The following is a 26,138-nucleotide window of genomic DNA, read 5'->3' as shown; positions in this document are numbered from 1 at the left end:
TTAATTAAAAAAATAAAACCATCCAGAGATTGCTTCCAGATGGTTTTAAACTATACGTTAAAAAAAGTTATTCGTAAATAAACGTCTTTTCTGTTTTAACAATTCCGTTTTCTTCAATCTGAGAGCAAGATATTGGATAGTCTAATTTATTGTATTTGTATTTTCTGGATACAGCAACCAATACCGCAGATGTAGGACTAAAATTTACTTCGTTATTATACGAAATAGCTTCAAAGCTAAATTCATCTTCGTGATACGAAATCAAGGGTACAATCAATTTGTAATTTTCTCCAAATAAATTTTGCACGATCAAAGATTCAACCGATTTTTTATCGTCAAAAGTATAGCTTTTAGATATTTTATCTCCCACCAAACCTTTATGTCTTACCACATTATCATTGGTATACACAAATTCTATTTTACCAATAATCTGTTTATTTCTATCGCGGGAAGTACGTCGCACTATGATACCATTTTCTACAATATATTCGATATCATCAACCAAATTCTGATGGTTGGTACTTTTTTTAGTAATCGCTTTTATTCGTGCTCCTTCATAGGTAAAAATTACCACTTTGGTAACATAATCATTCCCTTCCTGATATTTTTTAGTAAACTTTACAAGGTTATTATCAGCGTCATACGCATAATTGACAACTTCTTTCCAATCACTTCCTGTTTTTTCCTTAACAGTCATATCGAGTAATCCTTTTTTGTTGTAAAAAAAGTGTTGAAAAACATCCGAAGTAGTAATAAGATCTATTTTCCCGTCCTTAAATGAAACTGTTTTATTTACAATTTCTCCATCTTTAAAATTTTGGTAATTGGTTTTTACAATGTTAATCTGCTTGAGTCTAACAGGAGCATCTTGACTTTGCATTACTGTGCAAGACAAGACCATCATAGCGATGGTAAGTAAGTAGGTCTTCATTTTGTATTTTATTTTTATTTGGGTTGACCAAAATACAAAATTTCATGAATTTTTAACACTTTATATCTTAAAAATTACTCAAAAATTAATTTTCTTACATCCAAAATCCTACTTCTCTCCATAAATCTTAATATCATCCAATTGAAAAGCTCCGTCTAAAGCCAAATTTGTTCCTGAGCCCTTGTATCGAAAAGCAATTCTTATCACCCCCTCGTATTCTGATAAATCTATGGCGCCACTGCCTACAAACTCATTCCATGCTGTTGACTGATTTGGAAATTTTGCTTTCAGCGAAGTCCATGTTGCAGATTGTATGTTCAATCCATCAAAATCAGATGACACCAGAACTTCCAAAGCATTTAATGGTGAGTCTACATCAAGATGATCCTGTGCGCTCCTAAAAGTCAAAACCTCCTTTTTATAATCATCCATATTAATAGGTGGCGTAATCAACCAACCTTCATTCACTGCTACTTTTGTGCCCGAAATTGCATATTGTGCATATCCATTCCCTGATGCAACAGCGCCTTTCCAAAACAACCTCCCTTTTTGAACACTATTTACCCAACCCGCCAAATTCAAATTAGAATTGTTAACCGCTGTTTGAAAATCTTCTGAAAAGATTGGAATTGCTCTGCTTCCTTTCATTATCACATCGCTCTCGTATCGTGACATCAACTGATAATCTGAACCAAATTTGGTCAAAATGCCTCGTACTTTTCCATTGCCTTCTGGAACAAAACTATTCGCAAAACTGGCAAAACTGCTGGTTCTAAAAATAATTTGATTCCCGGTTTTATCACGTAAGCTCCAATTGGTTGCGCCACCGATATTGTTGGCTTCTTCAAAATAATGACGTCCTACGGCCGCATCTGTAAACTGAACGTCTATTAACTCAATCAGCGTGTTTATTTTACTTTCATCTAGCGCTTCTTCTATTGTCATTTGTTGCACCAATTGATTTTCATTAACTTTAGTGCAAGAAGCATTGAGAACGTTCTTAAAATCATTTTGTGAAATTCTTCCCACTGAAGCAGTTCCAGCGCCGTTTTCGTAAAGACTTCCCATTCTTACTCCACCGTAAAACAAATCAGTAAATTGATTTTTTAATCGAATGTATACTTTGTTCCCTACCCGATAATCGATATAAGTATTGGTGGCATCCACCGAAACACTAAAACCCACTGCCGGACTAGTTGCTGTGGGGAATGTTTGTAAAGAGATCGTTTTAAAAAAATTTCCGCCCTCATCACTTGATATTACATACGCTTCTATAATATCATCATACAAATATTTGGTCGCAGTTGCAGTGGTAGTTTCTCTAACTTTTTCTACCGTTTGGTTTATTGCCAAATTAGCCTGTGTACAGTCTAATTTCGGAAGAGCAACTTCCTCATTACAACCATAAAAAAAGAGTAATAACAAAATAAAAATTGAGTTTAAAAATCGATTTTTCATATTTAAAACTTTTAATAAAATTTATAAATTGATTGCAATGTTAATGAAGTACGTCCTGCCATATCCGTAAAAATATTTGGTTCCAAATGAAGGGGTGCCACTCGAAAAGTCTTGATTAAGCGCTCTAAAATTGGCGTTTCGAGCCTGCTCAAAACCTCCCGTTTTATACAAAATATTCAAAACATTATTGATACTTACAAAAAGTCCGATTGTTTTGCCGTGTACCCTCCAGGATTTACCTCCAATAATATTCAGTAACGAAATAGGCTCAAATTTTTCTTGGTGTAATAGTGCCGCAGCGCGCGTCTCTGTAGCTTCCGGAAAATTTGCTCCGCTGGCAGGATTTTTATAAAAACGATCCGTTCTCGAGATCGGGGAAACATCTATATAAGTGTTAGAAATATAATTAATGTTCGCTCCAACCCACCAAAATTTTGGATCGCGATATTCTATTCCAATAGAATACGCTTGCTCAGGCACGCCAGGTTGCTTGTAATTTTTGAGATAAGCCTCTCCAAAATCAAAAGTCGTTACAACATTAGCATCCGCAGCATTCGCATCATTTGTGACAGATACATTTGGGTTACTATCATAGGTATATTTGCCATAAGCAACCGCCAAAGTGCTTTTGAGTGTCGGTGAAATTTGATATTCAAAACTACATTCGCCACCCCAATTTTTCTTATTGAGATGTGTTAAAGTCTGACCCACAAAAGCATCTGTATTTGTGTAGCCCGCTCCGTTATCAAAAATTCCTTCAGCATAAAAAAAAGAAGTTTCTGTAGTGTTTTTTATCAATGCATAATAACCTGTAAAACGCATTTTGACTTTTGGCGAACGAAAAACATAATTAATTTCGGCACTACTTATGTTTTCGTTTTCTAAACCCTCAACCACTTTATTATTTAATCGGGCATTTGCAAAAGAATTTCTCAGCGAAGGCGCTCTTGTCAAATGCATACCATTGCAAAACAACCATTGTTTACCTGAAATTTTGTACATCAATCCTCCTTTGAAACCAAAATTTTCAAAGTGAAGTTTTTTACTTTTCCCAAGGGAATTATTTGAATAAATTCCGTTTTGAAACAGTCCCTCTCGCTGGTATTCTGTAGTCGAAAAAGATTGAGCCACAAAAAAATTAACTTTGTTATAAGAGAATTTAAACTGTGTAAAAGCATCAACAGTAGTGGCCAAAAAATGATAGTTATAGCCATAAATATCCCCAACTTTTACCTGCCTATTTAGGTTTTGCAGATCCGATTGCGCTTGATTTCCTTTATAAAAAGCATCAATATCCTCAAAATAATTCCCCCCGAGTAAATCTAAAAGATATTGAAAATTATGTGATTTTAACTTTTTGAAAGTGCCACCGCCATTAAAAGAAATGTTTTCCGTCAGTTGTGAAGTTAGATTACTGTTGAATGCAAAAGTTTTATCATCGGTTCTGTCTTCATACAAAACATAACGACTTTGTGTGGATTCGTAGCTTGTAATTGCTCCATCAGAATTGGTCGTTGCCTTCTGATTTGAACGATACATTTTATCCCAATTGAGTTGTGAATTTTCTAAAAAAAGTACCGTACTTTTATTAGCATTTTCTTCATCAGGTATAGGATCTCCCGAATATTCTCCCTTATCCGGCGCATACATCGAAGTATAATAACTCGGCAACTTTCGGTAATATGTTGGGTCTGGACTATCTGCTTTTTGATAATCGATATTGCTGTTTCCTACTTTCCCGAACTGATACATCACACCCGAATTGAGGTTTATCTTTTCGTTTAATTTAAAATAATGATTGAGCATCAACAAAGGTTCTTCGATATTTTTTATCCTTGAATTGCGCTTTTCTCCATTCTGAAAACCCCAGTACGAACTGTATTTTTCAGACGTCAGCCGGGTGACCTCATCGGTATTAGGCGAGTTCTTCCCTCGGGAATTTGGTGTATAAAATCCATTAAAATTAAAAGCGTGATGGTCATTTAATTTCTTTTCGATACTGATAAAAAAGGAAGTTGCTTTAAAATTTGTCCCTTCAAAATAACCTTCGTTTGCCCAACGTTTTCCTACTGACACCGCAAAAGCCCAACCAGAAGCATTCATCCCCGAGGCATACGTTCCGATGGTTCTCCAATTATAATTTGTAGAACTGCTGGATAAAGAAATTCTGCTGCCTTTTCTATAAATCGATGCTCTTGTACTGATTTCCTGTGTTCCTAAAACGCCCCCAAAAGTATTATCTGAAGCAGCAGCACCTACAGAGAACTCCTGATTTCTCAGTACATCATTCAGTCCTCCCCAATTGCTCCACTGTGGCCGTCCATCGTAAATTTTGTTCATCGTCATGCCGTTAAGCATCATTGTCGCATTTTCGCTATCCAAACCACGAACTCTAAATCGGGCTTGACCCCAATTGAAAGCCGAAGCCTGCAAAAAAGCATCTCTTGAAGATTGAAGAAGTCCCGAAGTAATAGACGAAGAACTGCTGTCCTCTGATAAATCAGTTTCTAGCAGTGTAATTAAAGTAGCGGAGGCGTTCTCTGAAAAGTCACTTTCTAATTGTAAAATTCCGAGATTAACTATTTCTCCTGGTTTAGCATTTATTTTCAGAAGCAAATCTTTATAATCCTGACTGCGAATTAGAAGCAATTGAACTCCAGAAACAGCCGAATGCAATTCGAATTTCCCATCCTTTTTGGTAAGTTGTGTGATAGTAGAATTTTGAATGCTAACGACAACATACTCCAACGGAGTTTGCGTTTTTGCATCCATAACCACTCCATAAAAAACGGTTTCTTGTTGCCCAAAAGCAACTCCGAAAGGAAATAAAATAAGTACGATCCAATATTCTTTTCTCATGAATACAACCAATTTACTTTGAAAAATAATTTGTGAATAGAGCAGTCGATTAGTAAACACCACTATATTCCTTCAAAGGAGAAAAGTTGTTTTTTTTGGAAAAAGAATAAGACCTTTTATTTTTTCAAATATAATAAAACTTAATAAAAAATAATTTTTTTCTTGTTAATTAATTTTTAAATAAAAAAACAAGAAGCTTGTGTTTAGGTATAATATTTATTATACAGTCTTTACTTTGTTGACCATAAAGGTGATAAGAACACCAAAAATACCAATGAAGGCAAATGAAAATTGTAGCCCGAAAGTCTCCGCAATATGACCAATTACTGGAGGTCCCATTAAAAATCCGAGGAAACTTATGCTGGATACAATTGTTAAGGCTTCTCCCGGCGGCACCGTTGGATTTTTTCCTGCAAGACTATATACCGTAGGAACAATCGTGGCGACACCCAGCCCCACCAACATAAAAGCAAGTGTACAAGGAATAAGGTAAGGCAGTAAAACAGCGGTAAAAAGTCCCACCGAAATCATCACAGCACTGATTTGCATGATGCGCTCACGACCAAATTTATTGATAAACCTGTCGCCTACAAAGCGCCCGCTAGCCATCATAATCATAAAAGAAGTGTACCCTAAAATCACCAAAGGACCTGGTGCTTTTACGATGTCTTTAAAATAAACACCACTCCAGTCAAACATCACGCCTTCGCTGGCCATACTACAAAAACCGATTACACCGAGCCAGATTAGTGTACTGTCGGGTTTGGCAAATAATTTCTTTCCTTGTGGTTTGGCTTTGATTTTTTCTTTGGCTTTGACCAAAAAATTAAAATTAAAAACCACCATCAACACTACTATTCCTGCAACAATTAAGAAATGATTGTAAGGCGATAAATGCAAAGCGAGCATTCCTAAACCTACCAAAGCTCCTGTAAATCCTGCAAAACTCCACATGCCATGAAAAGACGACATAATGTTTTTTCTAAAAAGAACTTCGGTATAAACGCCTTGTGTATTGACCGCAATATTGGATAAATTTCCAAATACTCCAAAAATAAAAAGTGTTGTCGAAAGCTGCAAAACCGTTGTGGCCAAACCAATACTCACAAGGCTTAACACATACATGATCAAAGAAACAATCAGCACGCGATGGCTGCCAAATTTTGTGACCATTTTTCCCGAAAAAGGCATAATGATCAGTTGTCCTACCGGCAGAGCAAAAAGTATAGAGCCCAGATCGCCTTCGGTTAAGTGTAAAGCCGTTTTGATATCTGGAATTCTGCTTGCCCAAGTTGCGAAACTTAATCCCATACCAAAATAAAACATCCCTACGGCAATACGAATTCGCTTTAAATACGATGCCTTAGCTTCTCTATAAACTTTTTTAATTTTTCCTTTGGTCTGGAATAATGATAATGGATTGAAGTCGATCACAGGAATAAATTTTAGGTTTGACACATCAAAAATACTAAAAAGCATTTTGTGACACGATCAAACCCTGTATTTTGCAGTAATATATAACGTTATTGTTTATAAATTGATGACTTTCTGCTGTGCATGGCTTGCGATGGCGGCCTCAATAATCTTCATTACTTTTACACCGTCTTGTGCCGTGACTGGCTCAACTGTATTATTTATTATCGCATAATACACCCCATCAAAAAAGTCATAATAATTACCCTGAAGTGTTGGTGTTTTTTCTTTGACTATTTTTCCGTCAATTTCGGTGTGCAACAATCCCTGCAAACTTTCTGATTCTGCTCCCCAAGTATCCAAATTTGGAATTTTACTCAATTTCAAATCGTCTTCCTGCACATCGCCACGAGGCTTTAAAAACGAACCTTTTTTGCCGTGAAGTGTATAAGCAGGGTTGGCTTCGCGAACAAAAAAACCAGCTTTCAATCGCACTCTAAAATCGTCGTAAATTAAAGAAAGATCGATCCAGTCGTCTACCAAAGAATGCTCTCTCGTAATACGAATGTCGGCAAAAACAGCTTTTGGAGAACCAAAGAGACAAAGGGCTTGATCGATCAAATGCGGACCTAAATCTTTTAAGATTCCAGCACCATCATTCACGGTTTCTTTATGTACTTTTGGACTTAACAAAGGAGTATATCTGTCAAAATGAAACTCGGCCTCTACCAAATCTCCTAAAACTCCTTCTTTAAGTATTTTTTGAACGGTTTTAAAATCACTATCCCAACGTCTGTTTTGAAAAACAACCAATTTTAATCCTTTTTCTTTGGCAATCGAAGCCAATTCTTCTGCCTGTGCAACGGTTGTAGTAAAGGCTTTCTCTACAACAGCATGTTTTCCGGCCAAAAGCACTTTTTTGGCATACTCAAAATGGGTATCAACAGGCGTGTTTACGATGACTAAATCGACATCATCGGCCAATAAATCTTCTATGGAAGGATAACTTTTTACATTTGGATAATCGGCCTGAATGAGTTTTTTACTTCTTTCCCAAGAACCTAATAATTCGAAACCGGGATGAATTGCCAAAAAAGGAGCATGAAAAACTTTTCCAGACATTCCGTATGATAATAATGCTGTTTTTATTTTTTGCATTTGTATTGGGTTTAGGTTTGCCACAGATTGCACAGATTGAAATGATTTTAAAAATGAAAGTTTGCCACGAATTTCACTAATTTTCACTAATTATATTGCGTTCAAAATTTTAAAATTAAATTAAAATTCGTATGGATTAGTGAAACTTGTGGTGAACAAAAAATCATTTTAATCTGTGCAATCTGTGGCTATTTAATTTTTAGCTCGTTCATATTGTTTTGGCCACTGAATATCATCGTTTAATTCTTTGGCAAAATCCAAAGGCAAATTCGGATTTCTTAACGACTCTCTGGCAAACAAAACCAGATCGGCCTGACCATTTTCTAAAATAGCTTCGGCTTGTTTTGCTTCTGTAATTAAACCAACTGCGCCCGTTAAAATATTAGCTTCTTTTTTTACTTTCTCAGCAAACGGAACCTGATAGTTGGGGCCTAAATCAATTTGCTGATGCGAAACCAATCCTCCTGATGAAACGTCAATTAAATCCACGCCTTTTTCTTTTAAAATCTTCGAAAGTTGTACTGATTCTTCCGGATTCCAACCTCCTTCTGCCCAATCGGTAGCCGAAATTCGAACCATTAAAGGTAAATCTGCAGGCCATTCGGTTTGAACGGCTGCTAGAATTTCTAAAGTAAAACGAATTCGGTTTTCGAAACTTCCACCGTATTCATCGGTTCTCTTATTCGTTAAAGGAGATAAAAACTGGTGCAACAAATAACCGTGTGCGCCGTGAATTTCCATGACCTGATAACCAGCTGTAACAGCTCTTTTTGTAGCTGCTTTAAAATCGGCAATCACTTTTTGGATTCCGCTTTTATCCAATGCCTCAGGAAGAAAAGGTTCGTCATCATGATACGGAATTGCACTTGGAGCAACGGTTTGCCATCCGCCTTGAGCGAAACCTAATTTTTTATTGCCTTCCCAAGGAACTGAAACACTTGCTTTTCGGCCAGCATGTGCCAACTGAATTCCGGGAATAGCATTTTGAGAAACGATAAACTCGTTGATGGTTTTTAGTTTCTCAATGTGTTCATCTTTCCAGATTCCAAGATCGGCAGGAGAAATTCTAGCTTCGGGAGAAACGGCCGTAGCTTCCTGAATAATTAAACCAGCGCCTCCGCTGGCACGACTTCCTAAATGAACTAAGTGCCAATTGTTGGCAAATCCGTCAAGGGCAGAATATTGACACATGGGCGAAATAGCGATTCTGTTTTTTAAAGTAATTTTTTTTATCGAAAGTGGAGAAAATAATAATGAAGCCATATTATGTAACTTTTAATGGTTTTACGCTACCAACTGAAAGGGATTGCGTTTGAGAAAAGTAAAGTTACAGCTTCTTCGTAAAAGTAGAAATCTAAATGTTTATTAATTAACAAACATTTAAAACCTTATGTATTATCTTGCACTATCAAATTAAAATAGAAACGTTACTTTTGTGCGTTAAATTACGAATTAAAAATACAAAATGGATATAGTTATCAAACTTGCTCAATTTTTATTGAGTTTATCATTACTTATTATTCTGCATGAATTAGGACATTTTATTCCTGCTAAATTATTTAAAACCAGAGTCGAAAAATTTTATTTATTTTTTGATGTGAAATATTCGCTGCTAAAAAAGAAAATCGGCGAAACAGAATACGGAATCGGATGGCTGCCTTTGGGTGGTTATGTAAAGATTTCGGGCATGATTGACGAAAGCATGGACAAAGAACAAATGGCTTTGCCTCCACAACCGTGGGAATTTCGCTCGAAACCAGCTTGGCAACGTTTGATTATTATGTTGGGTGGTGTTACGGTAAACTTTATCCTAGCTTTTATTATTTATATTGGAATGGCATTTGTTTATGGTGATACGTATGTGGCCAATGCAGACATGAAGGATGGTGTTTGGATTGAAAATCCTGTGATGTTGAAAACTGGTTTTAAAACCGGAGACAAATTAATCTCGATTGACGGACAAAAAGTTGAAAATTTTGACAATGATTTGAACATGAAAATCATTATGTCTAAAGAAGTTTTGGTGGAAAGAAACGGTCAACAACAGGCCATTAAAATTCCGAATGATTTTGTGGATCAATTATCAAAACACGAGAAAGGACTTCTTGTCAATATTCGTGTTCCTTTTGCGATTGGAAAAGTTACAGCAGAATCTGCTAATCAAAATTTAAAACCTAAAGATCTAATTCTTTCTCTTAATGGCGAAAAAGTAACTTATTTTGATCAGGCAAAAGCAATTTTAAATTCTAATAAAGGAAAAACGATTCCTGCTGTTATATTGCGTGATTTAAAAGAAACACCATTGACGGTTAAAGTTTCTAATAAAGGAACCTTAGATGTTGTTGCTGGTGGTTTAGGTTTGGAGTCTTTAGAGAAATTAGGATACTATAAAATAAGTACAAAAGAATATAGTTTTGCGGAGTCTATTCCGGTTGGACTTACAAAAGGGAAAGATCAATTAATAGGTTACGGAAAACAGTTGAAAATGATTTTTAATCCAGAAACAAAAGCGTACAAACAAGTAGGTGGTTTTGCGGCTATTTTTAACATTTTCCCGAATACGTGGAGCTGGGAAACTTTCTGGAATATCACTGCTTTATTGTCAATTATGTTGGGTGTAATGAATTTATTGCCAATTCCTGCCCTTGATGGAGGTCATGTGATGTTTTTATTATACGAAATAATTAGTGGCAGAAAACCAAGCGATAAGTTCTTAGAAAACGCTCAAATGGTTGGTTTCGTATTACTTATATCGTTGCTTTTATTTGCTAACGGAAACGATATTTACAAGGCAATTGTAGGCAAGTAAAAATATTTAATAAAAAGAGTCAAAATATTTTTGGGAAATTAAAAAATCAACTATATTTGCACTCGCTAAAAAGAGCAACAACTTCCTCCTTAGCTCAGTTGGTTAGAGCATCTGACTGTTAATCAGAGGGTCCTTGGTTCGAGCCCAAGAGGGGGAGCAACTTTTTTTAGCAAACATATTTACCTTTAAGGTGATTCCTTCTTAGCTCAGTTGGTTAGAGCATCTGACTGTTAATCAGAGGGTCCTTGGTTCGAGCCCAAGAGAGGGAGCTTTACAAAAAGACTTTACAGCAATGTAAGGTCTTTTCTCTTTTAAAGACTACAATAAAATCAGGACTTCAAGATAATTTATTAAGAAATGCAAATTTTGTCATTTGATAACTTTTCAAGTTATTTTTATAAAAAAAGGTAACACTCTAAGTTATGGTATCAACACATATTGTTCTGAGGAAATATTAAAAACTGACTCTTAAAAAAAAGCGCTCACAATCTTACTTGCAGCGCTTTTCTATAATCTAAAAAAGAACAAACCTCTTAAACCCCTAACTTCTTAGCGATTTCAGAAGGGATTCCGCCCTTGTTTACCATTAAAGCAGTAGTTTTGTACTTTACGAAATTTTTGGTCACAAACAAGAAGCCTTTGTAGTCGTTTGTTTCTCCCCAAGAATTTTTTACGATGTAATATTCTCTTCCAGTTTGGTCTTTGGCCAAGCCAATAATATGCATTCCGTGATCGTCTGTGGTGGTATAGTTATCAAACGCGGCCTGACGCATTTCCGGCGTGATTTCAGGTTCTGGTTTTGGCCCGTTAAACATGTCTGCTTTTTCTTCAGCCGACATGTCGTCGAATTTTTTTGTTGGAACATAAGCCACACCATTTTTCCAGCTAAAGCTTTTTTCGCTCACGTCTGTCGCCCACGCTACAGTATATCCTTTTTTCAAAGCATTGTCAATAACATCTGTCATATCATTTACTTTTACATTGTACACCTGATCAAACGACCAATTGTCAGGTACCATCATCGTTGTTTTTTGGTAGTAAGGCGCTGTTGTAAACGAAGACATTTCGATATACTCGTCAGGATTAATTCCGACTACTTCTTTAGCAAAAGATTGTGGTGTGTAATTTTTTCCTTTGTAAGTAAAGTTTTCTGGCACTTTTCCTAAATAAGAATCGATAACAGCTGCATATGCTTTTTGCCAGTTTGGCGTCAATTCTCCATTTGGGTTTTTTACAACAGCGGTCAAAACACCTTCGATAAGCGCTGCCATTTCGCCAAATTTATTTTTGTCCGTTCCGTAGTTCAAGCCGGTGTAGACTTCTCTCGGAACAGTTCCGTATTTTTTGTACATATTAATTACGTCATGCAACGCTCCTCCATCACCCAAAGTAACTGCGCCATGCATACGCACGTAATTGATACCTTTTTCAACATACACGTTTCTGGCAGAGTAAATCTGAGACAACTCGACAGGTTGTTTTCCTAAACGAATCATTTCTGACTCTAAAAATGAATTGGAAGCATAACTCCAGCACGTTCCAGAAGAACCCTGTACCTTTACCGAAGTGGTCCCTAAGTTGATTTGTTCTGTAAACTTGAAGCTTTCTTTACTCTTATCACTCGCATTTAGCTTTAGCGAATTGACTAAAATGTCTTGCGCAAAACAGCCGCTCACACCTACCAAAAAAGCAGATGCAACGAAAACTGATTTTATCGTAATTTTATACATAATAAAATGATTTAAATAGTTAGTTAATTAGTAGCTTTTGAACAATTTTTGTTACAAATCAATTAAATAACATACTATCTCTTAGTTATTTAATCGTTAAAATTTTTGTTGCGATATTTTATACAGTTGAAAAACAAATGTTTGTGGCTTTACAATGCTTTCAAGCAAAACTATTTTATAAAGAAAAACCATCAAAAATAAATTTGATGGTTTTTGAGTTGCCTTCTTATTTAAAGAAAAACTATTCTATTTCAGATACTCTCATGGTGTTTACCATTCCTTTGTCTTTGATTGGCATTGCTGCAAGGTTGATCAGGTAATCTCCTTTTTCAACAAATCCTTTTTGTCTTGCGATCTCGTTTACATCGGTAACCGTATCATCTGTACTTTCGTCTTTATCGTAGAAATATGATTTTACTCCCCACAATAAATTCAATTGTGTTAAGATTCTTTTGTTTGAAGTAAACACTAAAATATGTGCAGATGGTCTCCAAGCCGAAATTTGAAAAGCAGTATAACCACTATTCGTCAAGGTACAAATTGCTTTTGCTTTGATTTCATTTGCCAATAAAGCCGCCTGATGACAAACTGTTTTAGTAATAAAACGTTTTGTTTTAATCTGTGGCGTATTTTGCGGCACCTGGATAAGCGGAGAATCTTCTACCGCCTCACAAATTTGAGTCATTTTTTGAATAACCTGTACGGGATAATTTCCTGTAGCCGTTTCTCCAGACAACATCACAGCATCTGCTCCGTCCATTACCGAGTTGGCAACGTCATTTACTTCTGCACGTGTTGGTGTTAAACTCGTGATCATCGTTTCCATCATTTGTGTTGCCACAATTACCGGAATTCTGGCTGTTTTAGCTCTACGAATCAAGTCTTTTTGTACCAATGGCACTTCGTGAGCAGGAAGTTCTACTCCTAAATCACCACGTGCTACCATCAATCCATCGCAATAAGCGATAATTTTATCAATATTTTCAAGTGCTTCCGGCATTTCAATTTTAGCTACAATCGGAATTTTATATTCAGAATGTTTATCGATCAATTCCTGTAAATCTTGCAAATCTCGCGGTGTTTTTACAAACGAAAGCGCAATCCAGTCTACTTTTTGTTCGATAGCAAAAATGGCATCGGCAATATCTTTTTCTGTCAAAGCTGGTAAAGAAATCTTAGTATTCGGAAGGTTAACTCCTTTTTTAGATTTTAATTCTCCACCCTGAATCACTTTGGCAACTACTTCTGTTTTTTTGTCTGTAGAAATAATTTCGAAAATCAGTTTTCCATCATCAAGCAAAATACGCTCTCCCGGATTTACATCATTTGGAAAATTTTGGTATTTCATGAACACTTTCTGAGCCGTTCCTAAAATATCTTCGGCTGTTGTAAAAGTGATCAAATCGCCATCATTCACCACAGTTCCTTCTTCCATTACTCCAACTCTAAGTTTTGGCCCCTGCAAATCTCCTAAGATTGCTGTGGTATATCCAAACTCTTCATTTAAACCTCTGATGATCTCGATTTTTTCTTTTACTCCTTCGTAATCTGCATGCGAAAAATTGATCCTAAACACATTAACCCCCGCCTCGATCATATCCTTGATAATCTCTCTCGTACTACATGCGGGCCCAAGTGTAGCTACAATTTTAGTCTTTTTGTTTGTTAGCATTTTTTTTAAAAAATTAAATTGTTTTTTGATTTTATTTTGTTTGTATCCACAGCATAAATAGCCGCAATACTCTCAATTGTATTTAGCTTTTGCTGGATTTCTGAAAAATCAATAGCCTCATCGCTATTTTCAATTTTCAAGAAAAAATCTACTTTTTTGAATTCAGGAAGTAAATGAATTGTTGTTGAAACCTCACTTGTTTCATTTGAAAACAAATTCTGGAAATCATTTATACTCACGGAAATGATTTCATTTTTATTCTGAATTAAATTCCATGAAATAGCTTTCTCGGAATCATAGTAATAAAATCTCGAAAAATTTGCTTCGCCTTCCTTCGTTTGAGCATGAATCTCGTTTTTGCTCTTACTTAAGTTTATCGGAAGTTTTTGATTGACAAAATAAGCCAATCGATAATCTTCTAATGAAGTATGAATTGCCATTAAATAGTAATCAATTTCGTCAAATTCGTCTAAATCCAATCTATGAATAGCCATGTCATGAAAAATCAAGTTGTAAATATACTATTTCTATCGAATCATCAATAGTGAAGCATTGCTTGTTTTTGTTAATTTATAAACGAAAACGTTATAGCATTAAGAAACTTACCGTATTTTTGTAGTTATTTCTTATCTATTTTTTCCTGAAATGCAAAATAAGCTCTTTGAGATGCTTTTTCTTCTGCTTTCTTTTTTGAAGTTGCTCTTGCTCTTGCAATTACTTTGTCGTCTATACTTAATTTAACACCAAACAAACGTTGCCCGTCGATGCCATTGTCTTCAAAAATATCGTAATGAAATATTCTCTTTTCTTTCTGACACCATTCGATAACCAAACTTTTATAGCTGATCACCTTTCCTTCTAATCTGGCAATATCTACATAAGGAGTAATGACTCTTTTTTGAATAAATTTTTCGCAAAAAGTATAACCACGATCCAGATAAATTGCACCAATAAGCGACTCGAAGATATTACCGTGAATGTTTTCTCCGAAATGTTGAAGAGGCACTTTACTTTCTACAAATCGAACTAAATTTAAATCTTTACCCAACTCATTTAAATGCTCACGACTCACAATTTTTGAACGCATTTTTGTTAAGTAACCTTCGTCTCCGTTGGGTGCCTTGTTGAATAAATGCGCCGCAATTACAGCACTCAGCATAGCATCTCCTAAAAACTCTAAACGCTCATAGTTAATTGGATGACCCGTTTCGTCTAATTTATTTGAAGATCTATGAGTAAATGCTTTCTTATAAAAATGGATAGAAATTGGCTCAAAACCAAGTATTTTCTGAATAGTATCAAAAAAAATCCCGTCTTCTAGAGAACGGGATTTTGTAAATATTTTTTTGAAAATACTCATACGCATCATTAATCAGCCAATTTTTTAAACAATACACATGCATTGTGTCCACCAAAACCAAAGGTGTTACTCATAGCAACATTTACTTCTCTTTTTTGTGGTTTGTTTAAGGTAAGATTCAATAATGGATCAATATTTTCATCTACAACTGTATGATTAATCGTTGGAGGAATTATACCATGTTGCATCGCCAAAATTGAAGCAATTGCTTCAATAGCTCCGGCAGCACCAAGTAAATGTCCTGTCATGGATTTTGTAGAATTGATATTGATATTTTTTGCATGATCTCCAAAAACAGCACTAATTGCTTTTAGTTCGGCAACATCTCCCAATGGCGTAGAAGTACCGTGTGTGTTAATGTGATCAATATCTTCCGGATTCATTCCAGCGTCTCTTAAAGTATTTTTCATTACAGCAATCACACCAATACCTTCGGGGTGCGGCGCTGTTAAATGGTACGCATCAGATGACATTCCGCCTCCGCCAACTTCGCAATAAATTTTTGCTCCTCTACCTTTTGCGTGTTCGTAATCTTCAAGAACCAAAGCTCCTGCTCCTTCGCCTAAAACAAAACCATCACGGGTTGCATCAAAAGGTCTTGAAGCCGTTTCTGGACTTTCGTTTCTTGTAGACAAGGCATGCATAGAGTTAAAACCTCCCATACCAGCAATAGTAATAGCAGCCTCTGAACCTCCAGAAATAATAACATCGCACATGCCTAAGCGAATATAATTAAAGGCATCAATTAAGGCATTTGCCGAAGAAGCACACGCAGAAACTGTAGTATAATTTGGTCCCATATAACCATTACGCATCGAAATGTGTGCTGGCGCAATATCGGCAATCATTTTAGGAATAAAGAAAGGATTGAATTTTGGAGTTCCGTCACCTTTGGCATAGTACATAACTTCTTCCTGAAAGGTTTCCAGTCCGCCAATTCCTGCACCCCAGATAACACCTACTCTTTGTTTATCAACATTGTCGTTTGTAAGTCCTGCATCTTTTATAGCCTCGTCACTTGCAGCCACAGCATATTGAGCAAATTTGTCTAATCTTCTGGATTCTTTACGATCCATGTAATCTTCAATATTGAAGTTTTTTACTTCGCAGGCAAACTTTGTCTTATGTTTTTCTGTATCATAATACGTGATAGGGGCAGCTCCGCTAACGCCATTCACGAGTGCATTCCAATACTCTTGGATATTATTCCCGATAGGAGTAAGAGCACCTAATCCTGTTACAACAACTCGCCTTAATGCCATAATATATGTTTTCTATCTTTAAACAAATAAAACCCACGCTTTCTTAACTGTTCTGTTACTTAAGAGCCATGGGCATTACAATATAAATATATCTTTTTGATTGTAAACCAATCGAAATTTAAATTTTAAAAAAATAATAACACCCGAATTTTAAAAAACTACAAATTTCAAAAAACAAATTCCAAAATTGGAGTTCGGAATTTCAAAAATTATCTTTTTTTAAATTTCGGGTGCAGTATTATTATTTTTTAGCTTCCTCGATATAAGAAATAGCTTGACCAACAGTAGCAATGTTTTCTGCTTGATCGTCCGGAATTTGAATATCAAATTCTTTTTCGAATTCCATAATAAGCTCAACAGTGTCTAATGAGTCAGCTCCTAAATCATTAGTGAAGCTTGCTTCTGTTACAACTTCGTTTTCGTCAACACCTAATTTGTCTACGATAATCGCTTTTACTCTTGATGCAATGTCTGACATAATCTTTAATTTTAGAATTTAATTTGTTGGCAAAAATAAAAAACTTTATTTTAAAACAACTATTTAGTTAATAAATGTGATACTAATTTATAAAATTAATTTCAAGAAAGCCCTTTTAATACTATTTATTTTCGATTATTATTCCGTTTTTTGCATTATAAAATTATATTCGATTATGAAAAAAATTGTTGTTTTCGCCTCAGGTTCAGGTACTAATGCAGAAAATATCATCCAATACTTTAAAAAAAATAAAATTGCAAAAGTGGTTTCGGTATTTACCAATAATGCTGCTGCAAAAGTCATAGAAAGAGCAAAAAATCATCAAGTTCCAACAGAAATCTTCTCAAAAAACGAACTTTTAGACCGAAACGTATTACAAAAAATACAAAAAATCGCCCCGGATTTGATTGTCTTAGCTGGCTTTTTATTGAAGTTTCCTGACAACATTATCGAAAAATATCCCAACAAAATCATTAATATTCATCCTGCCCTTTTACCCAATTATGGCGGCAAAGGAATGTATGGCATGCACATACACAGGGCAGTAGTAGACAACAAAGAGAAAGAAACCGGAATTTCTATTCATTTTGTAAACGAACATTATGACGAAGGTGCTATTATTTTTCAGAAAAGTGTCGCTTTAGAAAGTACGGATACTGCAGAAACAGTAGCCGAAAAGATTCACGAACTTGAACAAAAATATTTTCCAGAAATTATTTCAAGACTTTTAGAAGAATAAGACGCAAAAAATTAAATCATATAAGAATAATATTTACGTTGTAATAATTCAAAGGACTTACATCACTTATATGTGAAAAAAAATTAAAATGAATCACGAAATACATATATACACGGATGGTGCCGCAAAAGGAAACCCCGGAAACGGCGGTTATGGGGTCGTGATCGAATTGGTAGGAACACCTCACAAAAAAGAATTCTATGAAGGTTTTCGCCTGACGACTAATAATAGAATGGAATTATTGGCGGTAATTGTGGGTTTAGAAAAGCTAAAAAATCTAAATATGAAGGTTTTAGTCATCTCTGATTCTAAGTATGTTGTCGATTCTGTGCTGAAAAAATGGGTCTTTGGCTGGGAGAAAAAAGGTTTTACAGGCAAAAAAAATCCCGATCTATGGAAACGTTTTTTGATTGTTTATCGCAAACATCAGGTTGATTTTAAATGGATTAAAGGACACAATAATCACCCTCAAAACGAGCGTTGCGACGAATTGGCAGTGATGGCATCTTTGCAACCAAAGCTTTCTGTTGATGTTTATTACGAAACTATTGGCTCTAAATCATAAAATACAACAATGCCGGTTTCCTAAATTTTTAGGGATTGCATTTTCCGGAAACTATTTAAACACATTTTTGGCTATTTCTACCTGATTTTAATTTGAAAATATGTTAGAGAAAAATTAATAGGATAAAGAACTATCCGATGTAAAGTAAATGGATGTTTTTTATAGTTATTCTTAGAAAAAAAAGTTTCTTGATTAAAGAAAAAAAGCCTAACAAATCATTCATTTTCAATCATTTTGACACCAAAAGCGATATTGTTTTTTTATGAAAATTTTGAGACCCCAAACCGTTGCAATATTGTAACTTATGAAGTATCTTTGCACCCTAATTCGAAATTCATAAAATGAATAAATTATTGATTGTTGGAACGGTTGCTTTCGACGCAATTGAAACTCCTTTCGGAAAAACAGATAAAATTTTAGGTGGTGCTGCAACGTACATTGGTTTATCGGCATCCTTTTTTAACTTACAATCGGCTATTGTTTCTGTAGTTGGTGACGATTTTCCTCAAGAACATTTAGACTTATTAACTTCAAAAAATATTGATATTTCGGGTATCGAAATTGTAAAAGGCGGCAAAACCTTTTTTTGGAGCGGTTTGTATCACAACGATTTAAATTCCAGAGACACTTTAGTAACCGAACTGAATGTCTTGGCTGATTTTCAACCAAAAGTTCCTCAGAACTTCAAGGATGCTGATGTAGTAATGTTAGGAAACTTGCATCCGTTGGTACAAAGCAGTGTTTTGGATCAGATGGAGAAAAAACCAAAATTGGTAGTTCTGGACACGATGAATTTCTGGATGGATTGTGCTTTACCAGAATTACTTGAGGTAATCAAACGTGTTGATGTTATTACGATCAATGACGAGGAAGCAAGACAACTTTCAGGAGAATATTCATTGGTAAAAGCGGCAGCTAAAATTCAGGACTTGGGACCAAAATATGTAGTGATTAAAAAAGGAGAGCATGGAGCACTTTTATTTCACAATAGAGAAGTATTTTTTGCACCAGCTTTACCACTAGAAGAAGTCTTTGATCCAACAGGAGCTGGAGATACTTTTGCAGGTGGTTTTTCAGGATTTATTACGCAAAGCGAGAATATCTCTTTTAGCAACATGAAAAATGCAATTATTTACGGTTCGAATTTAGCTTCCTTTTGTGTAGAGAAATTTGGAACCGAAAGGATGGAAACATTAAGCAAAGCTGAAGTAGCAATTCGATTACAACAATTTAAGTCGCTAACTCAGTTTGACATAGAAATATAATGCCTTAAAGCCTCGTAACACGGGGCTTTTTTATTACGTTAAAACGCACAACTTACAACAACACAAATACAAAATACAATGAGCGACGCTTTAAAACACGAATGTGGTATAGCTTTAGTTAGACTTCTTAAACCGCTTGAATATTACAAAGAAAAATACGGAACTGCTTTTTATGGGATACAAAAAATGTATCTTATGATGGAGAAGCAACACAACCGTGGCCAAGATGGCGCTGGTTTTGCCAGTATCAAATTAGATGTGGAACCGGGCGAACGCTACATTAGCAGAGTGCGTTCTAATCACGCGCAACCCATACAGGATGTTTTCAAACAAATCAACGAGCGCATCAATGAAGAAATGACTTCTCATCCTGAATACGCCAATGATGTAGCAAAACAAAAAGCCAATATTCCTTATATAGGAGAATTATTTTTAGGACACGTTCGTTACGGAACTTTCGGAAAAAACAGCATCGAAAGTGTACATCCTTTTTTACGTCAGAGCAACTGGATGCATCGTAATTTGATTTTGGCCGGTAACTTCAACATGACCAATGTTAAAGAGCTTTTCGAAAATTTAGTTGAACTGGGACAGCATCCAAAAGAAATGGCCGATACTGTTACGGTTATGGAAAAAATAGGTCACTTTTTGGACAAAGAAGTGATGCAGCTTTACCAGGACTGCAAAGCTGAAGGTTATTCTAAAAGAGAAGCTTCTCCGGTAATTGCAGAACGTTTGGATCTTGCTAAAATACTGACACGCTCGGCTAAAAATTTAGACGGAGGTTATGCAATGGCCGGATTATTAGGTCATGGCGATGCATTTGTATTTAGAGACCCAGCCGGGATTCGTCCTGCTTATTTCTACCAAGATGATGAAGTAGTGGTTGTGGCCTCAGAAAGACCTGTTATACAAACTGTTTTTAATGTTCCTTTTGAAAAAGTTCAGGAAATCGAACCAGGAAATGCTTTAATCATTAAGAAAAACGGAAAAGTTTCGATGAATCAGATTTTGGAACCAACCGTTAAAAAAGCCTGTTCTTTTGAGCGAATTTATTTCTCAAGAGGAAGCGATGCAGAAATTTATCAGGAACGTAAAAATTTAGGCAAATTAATTCTTCCGGCCGTTCTTAAATCAATTGATAACGATACAGACAATACTGTTTTTTCATATATCCCAAACACCGCCGAAACTTCATTCTATGGTTTGATAGAAGCGGCTCAGGATTTTTTAAATCAAAGAAAAAACAATTATATTTTAGACAACAGAAGTACACTTACCGCCGAAACACTACAGGAATTATTGGCCGTAAAAATTCGTACGGAGAAAGTCGCTATTAAAGACGCCAAATTAAGAACGTTTATTACAGAAGATAGCAGTAGAGACGACTTGGTCGCTCACGTTTATGACGTTACATACGGCGTGATCAAACCAACCGATAACCTGGTTATTATTGATGATAGTATTGTAAGAGGAACCACTTTAAAGATGAGTATCATCAAAATGATGGATCGTTTGAAACCCAAACGTATCGTCATTGTTTCATCGGCACCACAAATACGCTATCCAGATTGTTACGGAATTGATATGGCAAAACTAGAAGGTTTAGTCGCTTTTAGAGCTGCATTGGCTTTATTAAAGGAGCGAAACTTATATCATATAGTAGACGAAGTCTATGCAAAATGTAAAGCGCAAGAAAACTACAATGACAAAGATGTTGTAAACTATGTAACTGCCATTTACGATCAATTTACACCTGAAGAGGTTTCGGATAAAATTGCGGAAATGTTAAGTTCGCCGGAAATTAATGCAGAAGTTAAAATTATTTTCCAAAAAGTAGAAGATTTACATATCGCCTGTCCTAAAAACCTGGGTGACTGGTATTTTACAGGAGATTATCCAACACCAGGTGGAAACAGGGTTGTAAACCGAGCTTTTATGAATTTCTATGAAGGAAAAGATGCTAGAGCGTATTAAAGAAATGCTAACAAAAGGTTAAATCGTGCACTTAATCGGTTTTTTGTGTAGTTTGTCTTATATGTTTGGGAAAATCTCTCGTCTATAATACTTTTGAAAAACCATAACATTAGTAGGTTAAGTTTATGGTAGATTTGGGGCAAAAAGGGTGGAAGCAATTCCACCTTTTTTATTGGAATAAAGTCAAAAAAAACCTTAAAAATAAGAAATTACGCATTTTATCGATTTTATGGGTTATTCAACAGAAATATTTGAAACAAAGAAATAACTACTATACTTTTACTAAACCATAACATTAGTAGGTTAAGTATATGGTAGATTTGGGGCAAAAAAGGCGAAAGAAATTTCGCCTTTTTTATTGGAATAAAGTCACATAAACACTTTTCAAAGTAAGAAATTACGTGTTTTGTCGATTTTATTGGTAGTTAATCTAATATATTTGGAATAAAAAACACACTAGTATACATTTACTAAACCATAACATTAGTAGGTTAAGTTTATGGTAGATTTGGGGCAAAAAAGGCGAAGAAATTCGCCTTTTTTATTGGAATAAAGTCACCTCATTTTTTCCAGAGCCTTCCTGTAGCATTAAAAAATGCTTCTTTTTTTAATACATCAAAAATTCAACCAACTTTTTATTTTTTACAATCTGATAAACGAATACGGAAAAGTAATGACTTTTTTAAATCTTTTCTTTCTGTAGACATAATTAGCTCAATTATAGTCAACCTTTTTCAGGGCGAGACAATCAAATAAAAAACCCGATTGATTCGCAAGGAATTAATCGGGTTTTTACGTATTTGAAAAAAGATTATTTTTCTAAAGCAAATCTTCTCGCTACTTCTGTCCAGTTGATTACATTGAAGAAAGCTTCGATATAATCAGGTCTTCTGTTTTGGTAATTTAAATAATAAGCGTGCTCCCAAACATCCATTCCTAAAATTGGAGTTCCGCCACATCCTACTTCCGGCATCAATGGATTATCTTGATTTGGAGTTCCACAAACGTCTAATTTTCCACCTTTGTGCACACATAACCAAGCCCATCCTGAACCAAATTGTGTAGCACCTGCTTTAGCAAATTTTGCTTTAAACTCTTCAAAAGTTCCAAAAGAAGACTCGATTGCAGTCAATAAATCACCTGTTGGCAAACCACCTCCATCCGGAGCCATTACTGTCCAGAACAAATTGTGATTGTAAAAACCTCCACCATTGTTACGAACGGCAGCATTAGCTTTATCCAAATTAATTAAAATATTCTCGATTGTTTTTCCTTCTAAATCTGTTCCTGCAATGGCAGCATTTAAATTTGTTGTGTATGCATTATGATGTTTTGAATGGTGAATTTCCATTGTACGAGCATCAATATGTGGTTCTAATGCATCATATGCATAGGGTAATTGTGGTAATTCAAAAGCCATGATATTTGTGATTTTATGATTTATAATAATTTATCCCAAATTTAATCATTTAACTTTGGAATAAGAAATAGTATTTTGTTATAATTGAATTAAATTCTTTGATAATTTGCTTTTTTATCAGTTAAATAGTTGTAAATCGCTATTTTCCGTTAAAAGTAGTCATGGTATTTTCTAGTCCAGCCGTGCCAAAAGATTTGATAATTTCTGATGCGACTTCCAGGCGTTCCGGTAATTTAGCTTTTTCTTCCTCATCCCAATCGCCCAAAACATAATCGACTTGCTGACCTTTTTTGAACTGATCGCTGATGCCAAACCTAAAACGAGTATATTGTTGCGTATTTAAAACTAAATTGATGTTTTTAAGTCCGTTATGGCCTCCGTCGCTGCCCTTTGGTTTGATGCGTATGGTTCCGAAAGAAAGATTTAGATCGTCTGTAATGACCAAAATATTCTCTAACGGAATGTTTTCTTTGTCCATCCAGTATTTTACCGCTTTACCACTGAGGTTCATGTAGGTATTGGGCTTTAGCAGGAAAAAAGTTCTGCCTTTGAATTTGTATTCGGCCATCGCTCCTAATTTTGCAGTTTCGAAAGAAAGGCTTTCTTTTTTGGCTAAAAAATCGAGGACTTTAAATCCGATGTTGTGTCGTGTATTAACGTATTCGGCTCCTATATTGCCTAAACCTACGATTAAATATTTTTTACTCACGTCTTCTATATTGTTTTTTTGGTGTTCGTGAACCTCCGGTTTCATATTGTCTGTGTTCCCTTCTTTTGGTGTTGATGAAAACAGTTTTTCGATCCATTTTATCATGTGTGCAAAAGTAAGATTAATTAGAGAATGTGGCAATTGGTTGGTTTATTTTTTACCCTGAAAGAGCGCAAAGGTTTTTTAAAAAAGTTTCTCGCAGATTTGGCTGATTGAGCAGATTTTTTAGCTGTCAATTTTGCCAGACTGAGCGAATTTAAAGTTTGGTAATAATTTTTCAGATTATCGAGGTACTTTCGAAGATCCTTGTTCCTCTGGATAACAGAGATTGCGCAAAGTCTTTTCTTTAGAATCTTAGCTTCTTATCGGTTTAGAGTCTTATGAAAAACTAAACTTCTGGCTAGCCCTGATAGAAGGGAAAATCCTTTTTTATTGTTTTTTCAATAAAAAAGATTGGAATGATAGCAGGAACTTTAGGCCTTGAAAAACCTTCAAGTTTCTGCTCCTGAAAAATTAGAAAATCTAATCTTAACCGCAAAGCGCGCATTTTACGCAAAGTTCGCTTAAAACCTTACCATCTTAGCAACTCAGAACCGTTAAAACAAAAAAGCACCAATCTTTCGATTGATGCTTTGGTTTTGAAATTTGAAAAAAATTATTTTTTCTTTCCTTTTGCAGGAGCTTTTGCAGCTTTTGCAGCTTCTTGAGCAGCTTTCATAGCAGCACGAGAGATTCTTACCTGAGCAACAACTGTGTTCTCTGGGTGCATTACTTTGTAATCTGGAGTACCCACTTTAGTAACGTATAATTTGTTACCCATTTCTAGTGGAGTAATGTCAGCCTCAACAAAATCAGGAAGATTTTTAGGTAACGCTTTTACTTTAAGTTTACGAGTGTTTAGACGTAAAACACCACCTGCAAGAACACCTTTTGATGTACCAACAACTTTTACAGGAACTTCCATAGTGATTTCTTTGTCATCAAATAATTGAAAGAAGTCAATGTGTAAAATTCTGTCAGATACTGGGTGTACTTGAATGTCTTGCAAAATTGCATTGAATGATTTTCCTTTTCCAAGCTCAATCACAACTGTGTGTGCGTTTGGAGTGTAAACCAAGTTTTTGAACGCTGCAGCGTCTGCTGAGAAGTGTACTGCTTGATTTCCTCCGTATAATACGCAAGGAACCTGTCCAGCATTACGTAAGGCTTTAGTTGACACTTTGCCCACGCTTTCTCTTTCTGATCCTTTAATTGTAATCGATTTCATTGTAAAAAAATATAGTTATTAATAAATATTCTAATTCTTATTGTAGTGAGATTGCTTCGTTCCTCGCAATGACTACATTATAAATTTTCCACTGATGGAATTGTTGTGGTGCACCATGTGCATAACTTCGGCAAAAAGAGGTGCACAACTCACTACTCTGATTTTATTTGATTCTTTCTTTAACGGAATAGAATCGGTTACGATTAACTCACTTAATTTTGAGTTTTCTATTTTTTCGTAAGCATCACCAGATAAAATGGCGTGTGTACAAATTGCTCTTACGCTCAATGCTCCTTTTTCGATCATTAAATCGGCCGCTTTTGCTAATGTTCCGCCGGTATCAATCATGTCATCTACTAATATTACGTTACGACCTTTTACTTCACCTATCAATTCCATGGTGTCGATAACGTTGGCTGCTTTTCTTTGTTTGTAACAGATTACTACATCTGATTCTAAAAACTTAGAGTACGCATAAGCTCTTTTTGAACCTCCCATATCTGGAGAGGCAATGGTCAAATTGTCTAATTTTAAACTTTCTACGTAAGGCAAAAAGATCGTAGATGCAAATAAATGATCTACTGGTTTCTCGAAAAACCCCTGAATTTGATCTGCGTGCAAATCCATTGTCATCACTCTTGTTGCTCCGGCAGCATCTAATAAATTAGCTACTAATTTTGCTCCAATCGGAACTCTTGGTTTGTCTTTTCTGTCCTGTCTTGCCCAACCAAAATAAGGCATAACAGCCGTAATATGTCTTGCTGATGCACGTTTTGCAGCATCAATCATGAGTAACAATTCCATCAAATTATCTGCAGTTGGAAAAGTAGAACACACGATAAAAACGCGTAATCCTCTTATTGATTCTTCATACGATGGCTGAAACTCTCCATCACTGTACGTTGACATCGTTACTTTCCCTAACGGAATTCCGTATTGCTCTGCAATTTTTTCTGCTAGATAAACACTTTTTGAACAAGCAAAAATTTTAGCTTCTGGTTCTAGGTGCGACATTATAGTTTGTTGTTTTTATTCCGCTGCGCTCCATACAATCGGGCTTTATTTT

General features: G+C 35.4%; 21 protein-coding genes and 2 tRNA genes. 7 read left to right on the top strand and 16 right to left on the bottom strand.

Annotated features, from left to right (window positions below; translation table 11 throughout):
- Positions 1–67: 67 nt before the first annotated feature.
- From J3495_RS04710 to J3495_RS04685, 6 genes are all read right to left on the bottom strand, one after another.
- Positions 68–931: a hypothetical protein gene (locus J3495_RS04710; RefSeq protein ID WP_210665416.1), complete on the bottom strand. Its 864-nt coding sequence runs from the start codon at positions 929–931 to the stop codon at positions 68–70.
- 108 nt (positions 932–1,039) lie between these two features.
- The gene (locus J3495_RS04705) at positions 1,040–2,389 is read right to left on the bottom strand and encodes a DUF5689 domain-containing protein (protein ID WP_210665415.1); all 1,350 of its coding nucleotides are present in this window, start codon (positions 2,387–2,389) and stop codon (positions 1,040–1,042) included.
- Between the two features lie 21 nt (positions 2,390–2,410).
- Positions 2,411–5,248, bottom strand: coding sequence for a carboxypeptidase-like regulatory domain-containing protein (locus tag J3495_RS04700; protein WP_210665413.1), 2,838 nt, complete (start codon positions 5,246–5,248; stop codon positions 2,411–2,413).
- A 219-nt stretch (positions 5,249–5,467) separates the two neighbouring features.
- A complete protein-coding gene (locus J3495_RS04695) occupies positions 5,468–6,727 on the bottom strand; it encodes an MFS transporter (protein ID WP_210665412.1) in 1,260 nt (419 codons plus the stop codon).
- Positions 6,728–6,778: 51 nt separating this feature from the next.
- A complete protein-coding gene (locus tag J3495_RS04690) occupies positions 6,779–7,819 on the bottom strand; it encodes a Gfo/Idh/MocA family protein (RefSeq protein WP_210665411.1) in 1,041 nt (346 codons plus the stop codon).
- A 192-nt stretch (positions 7,820–8,011) separates the two neighbouring features.
- Positions 8,012–9,082 carry an NADH:flavin oxidoreductase/NADH oxidase gene (locus J3495_RS04685; protein WP_210665410.1) on the bottom strand — a complete coding sequence of 357 codons (1,071 nt, stop codon included), beginning with the start codon at positions 9,080–9,082 and terminating at the stop codon, positions 8,012–8,014.
- A gap of 202 nt (positions 9,083–9,284) precedes the next feature.
- Here J3495_RS04685 and rseP point away from each other — a divergent pair, with 202 nt between their 5' ends.
- The 3 genes from rseP (at position 9,285) to J3495_RS04670 (ending at position 10,897) form a co-directional block, all read left to right on the top strand.
- Entirely contained in the window at positions 9,285–10,628 is a 1,344-nt protein-coding gene (rseP, locus tag J3495_RS04680) for an RIP metalloprotease RseP (protein WP_210665409.1), read from the top strand.
- A gap of 83 nt (positions 10,629–10,711) precedes the next feature.
- Positions 10,712–10,785, top strand: a tRNA-Asn gene (locus J3495_RS04675).
- A 38-nt stretch (positions 10,786–10,823) separates the two neighbouring features.
- Positions 10,824–10,897: transfer RNA gene (locus J3495_RS04670), tRNA-Asn, on the top strand.
- A 264-nt stretch (positions 10,898–11,161) separates the two neighbouring features.
- Here J3495_RS04670 and J3495_RS04665 read toward each other — a convergent pair.
- The 6 genes from J3495_RS04665 to J3495_RS04640 form a co-directional block, all read right to left on the bottom strand.
- Positions 11,162–12,358 carry a C1 family peptidase gene (locus tag J3495_RS04665; RefSeq protein WP_210665408.1) on the bottom strand — a complete coding sequence of 399 codons (1,197 nt, stop codon included), beginning with the start codon at positions 12,356–12,358 and terminating at the stop codon, positions 11,162–11,164.
- A gap of 241 nt (positions 12,359–12,599) precedes the next feature.
- Complete coding sequence (gene pyk, locus J3495_RS04660) at positions 12,600–14,030, bottom strand: pyruvate kinase (protein WP_210665407.1); 1,431 nt, start codon at positions 14,028–14,030, stop codon at positions 12,600–12,602.
- A gap of 5 nt (positions 14,031–14,035) precedes the next feature.
- Complete coding sequence (locus J3495_RS04655) at positions 14,036–14,524, bottom strand: IPExxxVDY family protein (RefSeq protein ID WP_210665406.1); 489 nt, start codon at positions 14,522–14,524, stop codon at positions 14,036–14,038.
- A 125-nt stretch (positions 14,525–14,649) separates the two neighbouring features.
- A complete protein-coding gene (gene rnc, locus J3495_RS04650) occupies positions 14,650–15,390 on the bottom strand; it encodes a ribonuclease III (protein WP_210665405.1) in 741 nt (246 codons plus the stop codon).
- Positions 15,391–15,398: 8 nt separating this feature from the next.
- Positions 15,399–16,652, bottom strand: a complete 1,254-nt coding sequence (gene fabF, locus J3495_RS04645) for a beta-ketoacyl-ACP synthase II (RefSeq protein ID WP_210665404.1) — start codon at positions 16,650–16,652, stop codon at positions 15,399–15,401.
- Positions 16,653–16,893: 241 nt separating this feature from the next.
- A complete protein-coding gene (locus J3495_RS04640; protein WP_007137004.1) occupies positions 16,894–17,130 on the bottom strand; it encodes an acyl carrier protein in 237 nt (78 codons plus the stop codon).
- A gap of 175 nt (positions 17,131–17,305) precedes the next feature.
- Between J3495_RS04640 and purN the strand changes: the two genes are divergently transcribed.
- From purN to J3495_RS04620, 4 genes are all read left to right on the top strand, one after another.
- Positions 17,306–17,869 (top strand): phosphoribosylglycinamide formyltransferase, encoded by a 564-nt coding sequence (purN, locus tag J3495_RS04635; RefSeq protein WP_210665403.1) that lies wholly within the window; start codon positions 17,306–17,308, stop codon positions 17,867–17,869.
- Positions 17,870–17,957: 88 nt separating this feature from the next.
- Positions 17,958–18,434 carry a ribonuclease HI gene (rnhA, locus tag J3495_RS04630; protein WP_210665402.1) on the top strand — a complete coding sequence of 159 codons (477 nt, stop codon included), beginning with the start codon at positions 17,958–17,960 and terminating at the stop codon, positions 18,432–18,434.
- A gap of 341 nt (positions 18,435–18,775) precedes the next feature.
- On the top strand, positions 18,776–19,699 hold the full coding sequence (locus tag J3495_RS04625; protein WP_210665401.1) for a PfkB family carbohydrate kinase: 924 nt from the start codon (positions 18,776–18,778) through the stop codon (positions 19,697–19,699).
- 78 nt (positions 19,700–19,777) lie between these two features.
- Positions 19,778–21,676, top strand: coding sequence for an amidophosphoribosyltransferase (locus J3495_RS04620; protein WP_210665399.1), 1,899 nt, complete (start codon positions 19,778–19,780; stop codon positions 21,674–21,676).
- Positions 21,677–22,487: 811 nt separating this feature from the next.
- Here J3495_RS04620 and J3495_RS04615 read toward each other — a convergent pair.
- The 4 genes from J3495_RS04615 to J3495_RS04600 all read right to left on the bottom strand — a co-directional run bounded on the left by J3495_RS04615 (position 22,488) and on the right by J3495_RS04600 (position 26,086).
- Positions 22,488–23,096, bottom strand: coding sequence for a superoxide dismutase (locus tag J3495_RS04615; RefSeq protein ID WP_210665398.1), 609 nt, complete (start codon positions 23,094–23,096; stop codon positions 22,488–22,490).
- Positions 23,097–23,235: 139 nt separating this feature from the next.
- Positions 23,236–23,910: an aminoacyl-tRNA hydrolase gene (gene pth / locus J3495_RS04610; protein ID WP_210665477.1), complete on the bottom strand. Its 675-nt coding sequence runs from the start codon at positions 23,908–23,910 to the stop codon at positions 23,236–23,238.
- A 550-nt stretch (positions 23,911–24,460) separates the two neighbouring features.
- On the bottom strand, positions 24,461–25,072 hold the full coding sequence (locus J3495_RS04605; protein ID WP_210665397.1) for a 50S ribosomal protein L25/general stress protein Ctc: 612 nt from the start codon (positions 25,070–25,072) through the stop codon (positions 24,461–24,463).
- A 72-nt stretch (positions 25,073–25,144) separates the two neighbouring features.
- Entirely contained in the window at positions 25,145–26,086 is a 942-nt protein-coding gene (locus J3495_RS04600; protein ID WP_210665396.1) for a ribose-phosphate pyrophosphokinase, read from the bottom strand.
- Positions 26,087–26,138: the final 52 nt, after the last annotated feature.

This window comes from Flavobacterium geliluteum, from assembly GCF_017948595.1.
Classification (GTDB): Bacteria; Bacteroidota; Bacteroidia; order Flavobacteriales; family Flavobacteriaceae; genus Flavobacterium; species Flavobacterium flavipigmentatum.
This window is presented reverse-complemented; position numbering and strand designations above follow the sequence as displayed.